The sequence below is a fragment of the Lysinibacillus sp. GW247-5R2A genome, assembly GCF_059424475.1.
In genome coordinates, this window is sequence record NZ_JBWKZL010000010.1 from 197,560 (window position 1) to 204,740 (window position 7,181).

The window sequence follows — 7,181 nt, forward strand, 5'->3', positions numbered from 1 at the left end:
TTGAAAATGTAACGACTAGCGCATTTCTATTGAATGAGGTGCGCGCTTTTTTATTACTAAGGATAGCGCCAATTTGTGGTGCTTTTTTTAATATATGGGTTTTATGTTTTCCCCCAATCAAAGCATGATGAGGTCGTTTCATTATTTTAGTCTTTTACTTTTATCGACATAAGGATTGTAGTAGAATTCATACATAAAAAAGTGTAAGTTAGTTAGTAGAGCTGAGCATGTAGAGAGGAGTTCTAGAAATGCCTGAAATTTTATCTTTAAATAATGTGACTTTTTCATATACACCAGAAGAATCGACTAGTCGTAATGCTGTCGAAAATGTTAGCTTCACCGTTGAAGAGGGAGAATGGATTGCTATAGTAGGACATAATGGTTCTGGAAAGTCGACCATAGCCAAGTTAATGAATGGTTTGCTATTTCCTCAAAAAGGAGATGTCCGCATTTTACGAGAGCCATTAAATGAAGAAAACCTTTGGGAGTCCCGTTCTCTCATGGGGATGGTTTTTCAAAACCCAGACAATCAATTCGTCGGTGCAACCGTACAGGATGATGTTGCGTTTGCATTGGAAAACAACGGCGTGCCTTTTGAAGAAATGGTAGAACGTGTTCATGCGGCACTGGAACAAGTAAAAATGAGCCACTTTTTAGATCATGAGCCACACCATTTATCGGGAGGGCAAAAGCAACGTGTCGCAATTGCAGGAGCACTTGCGTTAAAGCCGAAGCTTCTTATATTAGATGAAGCTACTTCTATGCTAGATCCGCAAGGACGTGGAGAGGTATTACAAACTGTTCAAACTTTGCGTGCTGAAACAGGACTTACTGTCCTATCCATCACGCATGATTTAGAAGAGGCGATGCTAGCAGATCGTGTGCTTTTTATGAATGATGGGAAGAAGTTTGCAGAAGGTACCCCTGCCGAAATATTTGCTCTTGGGGACAAGCTAGTGGAGTTTGGACTAGACTTGCCATTTGCCCTAAAGTTATCAAAGCTATTGCAAAAGGAAGGTGTTCCATTAATGGGACAACATATGACAGAAGAAGAGTTGGTGAATGATTTATGGACATCAAACTTCAACAAGTAAGCTATGCTTATGCACAAGGGACGCCTTTTGAAAAACGGGCATTATTCGATGTAGAATTCGATATCCCATCACACACGTATCAAGCAATTATTGGTCATACGGGTTCGGGTAAATCAACTATTCTCCAGCATTTTAATGCGCTTCTAAAACCTACTTCAGGAGAAGTACATATCGGGGATCGTGTAGTGGTAGCCGGAAAAAAGGCAAAGGATTTAAAAGCTGTACGACAAAAGGTCGGTATCGTCTTTCAATTCCCTGAGCATCAGTTATTTGAAGAAACCGTGTTAAAGGATATTATGTTTGGTCCCATGAACTTTGGCGTGCCAGAAAAAGAAGCCGAAGATCGGGCACGAGAACTTGTCAGCTTAGTGGGGTTACCAGAAGACGTTCTAGAAAAATCTCCGTTTGATTTATCGGGAGGTCAAATGCGTCGAGTAGCGATAGCAGGTGTTTTAGCGATGGAGCCTGAAGTCATTGTGTTGGATGAACCTACCGCAGGCTTAGATCCACGTGGTCAGAAAGAAATTATGGATATGTTTTATCAGCTTCATCAGGAACGTCTGCTGACAACAATTCTAGTGACGCATAGCATGGAGGATGCTGCTCGATATGCTGATAATATTGTGATTATGCATGAAGGTAAAAATGTTTTAAGTGGAACACCGCGAGATATATTTAAGGATGTTGATACATTAAAGAGCTTCCGCTTAGAACCACCACGCATTGTCCGCTTTCAGCAAAGGATAGAGCAAATGATGAAGAAACCCTTATCAAAAGTTTGCTTGACCGAAGAAGAACTTGCAGTTGAAATTGCTCAAGTGCTAGGAGAGGAGCGTGCGGAATTATGATGGAAAAAATGATTTTTGGACGCTTCTTACCTGGAGATTCTCCCGTTCATAAACTGGATCCACGCTCTAAGCTAATCTTTGTTTTTGCTTTTATTATTATAGTATTTTTGGCCAATAATACAGTGACGTATGCTATGCTCTTGGCATTCACGCTTCTTGTTGTATTAATATCACGAATTCGCCTGTATTTTTTGATAAATGGTCTTAAACCAGTTCTCTTTTTGATGGCCTTTACCTTTTTGCTTCATATTTTTATGACGAAGGAAGGCGTTCCTGTTTTTGACTCGAAGTATATTACCATATACGATGAGGGGATTAGACGTGGGATTTATATTTCAGTACGTTTTCTAGTATTAGTATTTATAACATCTATCTTAACTTTAACAACGTCACCGATTTCCATTACAGACGGTATTGAAGTCCTTTTAAATCCTCTGAAGGCATTGAAAGTACCTGTCCATGAATTAGCTTTAATGATGTCGATTTCTTTACGCTTCATTCCAACTTTAATGGATGAAACAGATAAGATTATGAAAGCACAAATGGCAAGAGGCTCTGATCTATCCTCAGGCCCAATAAAAGACCGTATTAAAGCTGTAGTGCCATTACTAGTACCTCTTTTTGTGAGTGCATTTAAACGGGCCGAAGATTTAGCCACAGCGATGGAAGTAAGAGGCTATCGCGGAGGGGAAGGGCGTACTAGATATCGTAGGCTAAAATGGGATATGGGTGATACATTTGCGCTTGTATTATTAGTAGCAATAGGTGTATTGCTATTCTTCTATAGAAGCTAAAGGAGTAACTTTATGCGACGATTAAAAATAATTATTAGCTATGACGGTACACTTTTCTCAGGCTATCAAGTACAGCCTGGGGAACGCACCGTACAGGCAGAAGTAGAACGTGTATTAGCCATTATGCATAAAGAGGAACAGGTGAAGGTAACGGCAAGTGGACGCACAGATGCTAGAGTTCATGCAACAGGGCAAACATTGCATTTTGATACACCACTAGCCATTCCAGCTGACAAGTATCGTAAAGCTTTGAATGTGCAACTCCCTAGAGATATTCGCGTAATGTCTGTAGAAGAGGTAGAACATGATTTTCATGCACGCTATAGTGTAACCGGGAAGCGATACCGTTATATTTGGTCCTGTGAGCCTATTCAAAATCCATTTAGGAGACATTATACCGTTGAGACAAACGGGGTCAAACCGGATGTAGTTGCCATGCAGAAGGCTGCTCAAGCTATCGTTGGGACACATGACTTTTCATGCTTCTGCGCAGCCAATACAAGTGTTCAGGATAAAGTAAGGACAGTCACCTCACTACAATTTGAGTGGCATGGGGAAGAGCTTCATATGGTTATTGAAGGCAGTGGCTTCTTATATAATATGGTGCGAATTATTGCAGGTACATTATGGGAAGTGGGTATTGATCGCCGGACGATTGAAAATATAGCACTGGTAGTTGCTTCAGAAGATCGGGATAAAGCTGGAAAAACCGCACCACCACAGGGTTTGTACTTAGAAAAAGTGTTCTATTAGTGTCACTTTCAGCACCGAAACAACTTTACCAGGTGTTTAATGAAATTGCTTGACTTTAAAAGTCATTCATTATATGATAACAGATGGTATTTTCATTACCACCACAAATAAGCCCCGAAAACTTATAGTGTAGTTTAATGAAAAATAACGGTAATCGAATCGATTAGGAGGATATATACATGCGTACAACATTCATGGCTAAAGGTCACGAAGTAGACCGTAAATGGTTAGTAGTTGATGCAGAAGGCCAAACTCTTGGACGTTTAGCTTCTGAAGTAGCTGCAATCTTACGTGGTAAACATAAACCAACATTCACACCAAACGTTGACACAGGTGATCACGTAATCATCATCAACGCTGACAAAATCCATTTAACTGGTAACAAATTAGAAGGTAAACTTTACCGTCACCACACTCAATTCGCAGGTGGTTTAAAAACTCGTACTGCTGGCGAAATGCTAGACAAGTACCCAACAAGAATGATCGAATTAGCAGTTAAAGGAATGCTTCCTAAAAACTCTTTAGGTCGTAAAATGTTCACTAAACTTAATGTTTACACTGGAACAGAGCATCCACATGCTGCACAAAAACCAGAAGCATACGAGCTTCGCGGATAATATAAATTAAGAGGAGGATATTACTTTGGCACAAGTTCAATACATCGGCACTGGTCGCCGTAAAAGCTCTGTAGCTCGCGTACGTTTAGTACCAGGTACAGGTAAAATTGTTATCAACAAACGTGAAATCGAAGAATACGTACCATTCGCTGCATTACGTGAAGTAATTAAACAACCATTAGTAGCTACTGAAACTACAGGAAGCTATGATATCCACGTAAACGTTAACGGTGGTGGATACACTGGTCAAGCTGGTGCTGTTCGTCACGGTATCGCTCGTGCTCTACTTCAAGTAGACCCAGATTTCCGTGCTGCATTAAAATCAGCTGGATTACTTACTCGTGATTCACGCATGAAAGAACGTAAAAAACCAGGTCTACGCGGCGCTCGTCGTGCACCTCAGTTCTCAAAACGTTAATTTCAAATTTTTCTATCAAAGACTCTTTCTACTTTTGTGGAAAGGGTCTTTTTGTATGAAAAGAGTAGCCCTTATAAAAAGCAATCTTTGGAGTGGTTGTCCAAAGATTGCTCAGTATTATTTCTGATGAAATTGTCGATGGAGCTGATGTACCTGTTCAGCTAATTCAGGAACTGGACCATCAATAGGTGTATCTTGAATCACTTCTTGAATAGATAAATGACGAACACGTGAGGTAGTAGTGATGCCCATATCTTTCAGCCATTGTGCAAGTTGTTTGGACGAGCTAGCATAAACAATTCTCCCTAAACCAACCCAACCATGGGCCGCTGCACACATAGGGCAATGCTCACCAGAAGTATAAACCGTTGCGATACTTCTATCTTTAGCGGACATATGTTCAGCTGCCCAACGTGCTAATGCAAACTCAGGATGTTGCGTATGGTCGCCACCAGACACATGATTGCGATCTTGGGCTAACACCTCCCCATTCGCAGCTACAAGGATTGAACCAAAGGGCTCATCACCTGCTTCTAATGCATCTTTGGCTAGCTCGATACATCTTTTTAAATACGTTAAATCAGTAGGGTGGATCATCAAATGCCTCCTTATATGAACTCTTCCCAGACCTTTCTGACTCAGCCTCTTTTAAAATTATCTCTATTTTATGAAAACCTAATAGTTTTGCATGCTGTAACGGTGTGACTCCATCTCTATCAGTAATATTCAAATTTGCCCCATAATCCACTAAAAGTTGAACGATTTCTTGATGTCTCTCACCGCCATTCCCTAAAATGACGGCTTCCATTAAAGCTGTCCAATGCAAATTGTTAATATGATTGACATCAATATCTGAATGGTTTAAGAGGACACGAACTACTTCTACATGGCCCCGTTCTGCAGCGGGGATAATGGCCACTCCTCCGAAGCGATTCGTCAATTTCGTATTGGCACCAGCAGCGATGGCTAGTTTCATGATTTCTAGAAAACCTGATGCCCCTGCATGGACGAGTACATTTTCTAGATGATTATCTTGAATATTTACGTCCGCATCTTGCTGAATAAGAGCCCTTACTGTTTCCACCTGATTATAATAAGTGGCTGCTACTATCGCCGTTCTGCCTAATTGATCGGTGGCATTGATATCGGCCCCTTCTTGTAGAAGTGTTAGGACTTTATCAGTTTCTCTATTTGCAGCGGCAATAATCAAATGATCGCTCATCTCTATCACCTTCTCTTACCATATTATAAAAATATGGTAACACGTAACATCTAGCCCGAATAATATGAAAAAAATATAATACGCTTAGCTTTTACATATAGTAGAACACGCTCTTTAGTATATTTTAAAACGTTTGAATCGTCTTCGTAGCATAATAATTGTTAATTCTGCACAGATTTAAAATTATTAAAAATATTTTCGGATAAGTTTATGCTTTTTTAAGAAATTATTTAGAGGGAGTTTAACAATTCATTTTAATATAAATTATGAAAGCTACAGCAAGCCTTTCAAGAGATAGGCTGGTGTAGCTAAAAAATATAAAGCAAAAATGGAGGTAAGTAGGTATGAAAAAATTATTGATTGTATCTGTTGCAGCATTGGCACTACTTGCAGCATGTCAAGATAAGGAGCCTGCGAAAGGCAACACTACAAATAGTGAGGAAACAAAAACGGAAAGCACAGCTACAGATAATACAACGAAAGAACAAGCACAGGAGGAACTAACAAAGGGTCAAGAAATGGCTACTATTCTTAGTGCTACAAACTGGCAAGGTACAAAAGTATACGATAAAGATAACAATGATTTAACTGAGGAAAACTCAAACTTTATTGGCTTGGCTAAATATGATGTGAAGACAGGTCATTACGAATTCTTTGATGCTACTACTGGTGAAAGTCGTGATGATAAGGGAACATTTTTCATTACAAATGACGGAAAACAGAGAATCTTAATTTCTGAATCCAAAAATTATCAAGCGCTTGTAGAGATCACAGAATTAAACAAAGATATTTTCACTTATAAACGAATGGGTAAAGATGCTGCAGGTAACGATGTTGAAGTCTTTGTAGAGCATATCCCTTATCAGGAAAAAGAGCTTACATTTACAGATTCAGACAAAACTTTTAATGCGACTACAGGCGATATCGTAACTGATGTAGATGGTGATGAAATTTTAGCGAATACATTGTGGCAGGGCACAGTTGCTTTAGATGAAGATGGTAAGGATGTAACCGAATTTAATTCAAACTTCATCAGTATTGCAAAATACGATGCAGAAACGAATAAATATGAATTCTTTAACCCTGAAACAGGCGAGAGTCGCGGCGACTATGGCTACTTTGACGTCATTCATGACAATAAAATCAGAGCTCACGTTTCACTTGGTGATAATAAATATGGTGTGGCTCTTGAAATAACTGAAATAAATGAGAAGAAGTTTACGTATAAACGAACAGGTAAAGATAAAGATGGAAATGAGATAACTGTGTTTGTTGAGCATGAGCCATATGAAGGGGAATTTAAACCAGAATTTACACTGCAATAAAATTGTTTATCCTCCCTCTATATAAAATAAATTAAAAGAGGCTGGGACAAAACCCACCTCTAAATTAAAAAGCGTGTGAAATTTTACCGTCAGTAAAATTTCACACGCTT

Annotated in this window: 8 protein-coding genes and 1 pseudogene; 7 read left to right on the top strand and 2 right to left on the bottom strand. The window is 39.3% G+C overall.

What is annotated here, in order from left to right; translation table 11 throughout:
* Positions 1-248 precede the first annotated feature (248 nt).
* From AC07YC_RS16440 to rpsI, 6 genes are all read left to right on the top strand, one after another.
* Positions 249-1,094, top strand: a complete 846-nt coding sequence (locus AC07YC_RS16440; protein WP_336636355.1) for an energy-coupling factor ABC transporter ATP-binding protein — start codon at positions 249-251, stop codon at positions 1,092-1,094.
* Entirely contained in the window at positions 1,070-1,942 is an 873-nt protein-coding gene (locus AC07YC_RS16445; RefSeq protein ID WP_494919885.1) for an energy-coupling factor ABC transporter ATP-binding protein, read from the top strand. The genes AC07YC_RS16440 and AC07YC_RS16445 overlap by 25 nt, the downstream gene beginning before the upstream one ends.
* Entirely contained in the window at positions 1,939-2,736 is a 798-nt protein-coding gene (locus tag AC07YC_RS16450) for an energy-coupling factor transporter transmembrane component T family protein (RefSeq protein ID WP_036121584.1), read from the top strand. The genes AC07YC_RS16445 and AC07YC_RS16450 overlap by 4 nt, the downstream gene beginning before the upstream one ends.
* A gap of 12 nt (positions 2,737-2,748) precedes the next feature.
* Positions 2,749-3,489: a tRNA pseudouridine(38-40) synthase TruA gene (gene truA / locus AC07YC_RS16455; RefSeq protein WP_494919886.1), complete on the top strand. Its 741-nt coding sequence runs from the start codon at positions 2,749-2,751 to the stop codon at positions 3,487-3,489.
* A 179-nt stretch (positions 3,490-3,668) separates the two neighbouring features.
* Positions 3,669-4,106, top strand: a complete 438-nt coding sequence (gene rplM, locus AC07YC_RS16460; protein ID WP_004233742.1) for a 50S ribosomal protein L13 — start codon at positions 3,669-3,671, stop codon at positions 4,104-4,106.
* A gap of 25 nt (positions 4,107-4,131) precedes the next feature.
* Positions 4,132-4,524: a 30S ribosomal protein S9 gene (rpsI, locus tag AC07YC_RS16465; protein WP_004233744.1), complete on the top strand. Its 393-nt coding sequence runs from the start codon at positions 4,132-4,134 to the stop codon at positions 4,522-4,524.
* A gap of 117 nt (positions 4,525-4,641) precedes the next feature.
* Here the strand turns inward: rpsI and AC07YC_RS16470 are convergent, their stop codons facing one another.
* Complete coding sequence (locus AC07YC_RS16470; RefSeq protein WP_494919887.1) at positions 4,642-5,121, bottom strand: nucleoside deaminase; 480 nt, start codon at positions 5,119-5,121, stop codon at positions 4,642-4,644.
* Positions 5,105-5,746, bottom strand: coding sequence for an ankyrin repeat domain-containing protein (locus AC07YC_RS16475; protein WP_494919888.1), 642 nt, complete (start codon positions 5,744-5,746; stop codon positions 5,105-5,107). The genes AC07YC_RS16470 and AC07YC_RS16475 overlap by 17 nt, the downstream gene beginning before the upstream one ends.
* A 452-nt stretch (positions 5,747-6,198) precedes the next feature.
* Between AC07YC_RS16475 and AC07YC_RS16480 the strand changes: the two are divergent.
* Positions 6,199-7,071, top strand: a pseudogene (locus tag AC07YC_RS16480) (DUF4822 domain-containing protein); the annotation flags it as partial.
* Positions 7,072-7,181 lie beyond the last annotated feature (110 nt).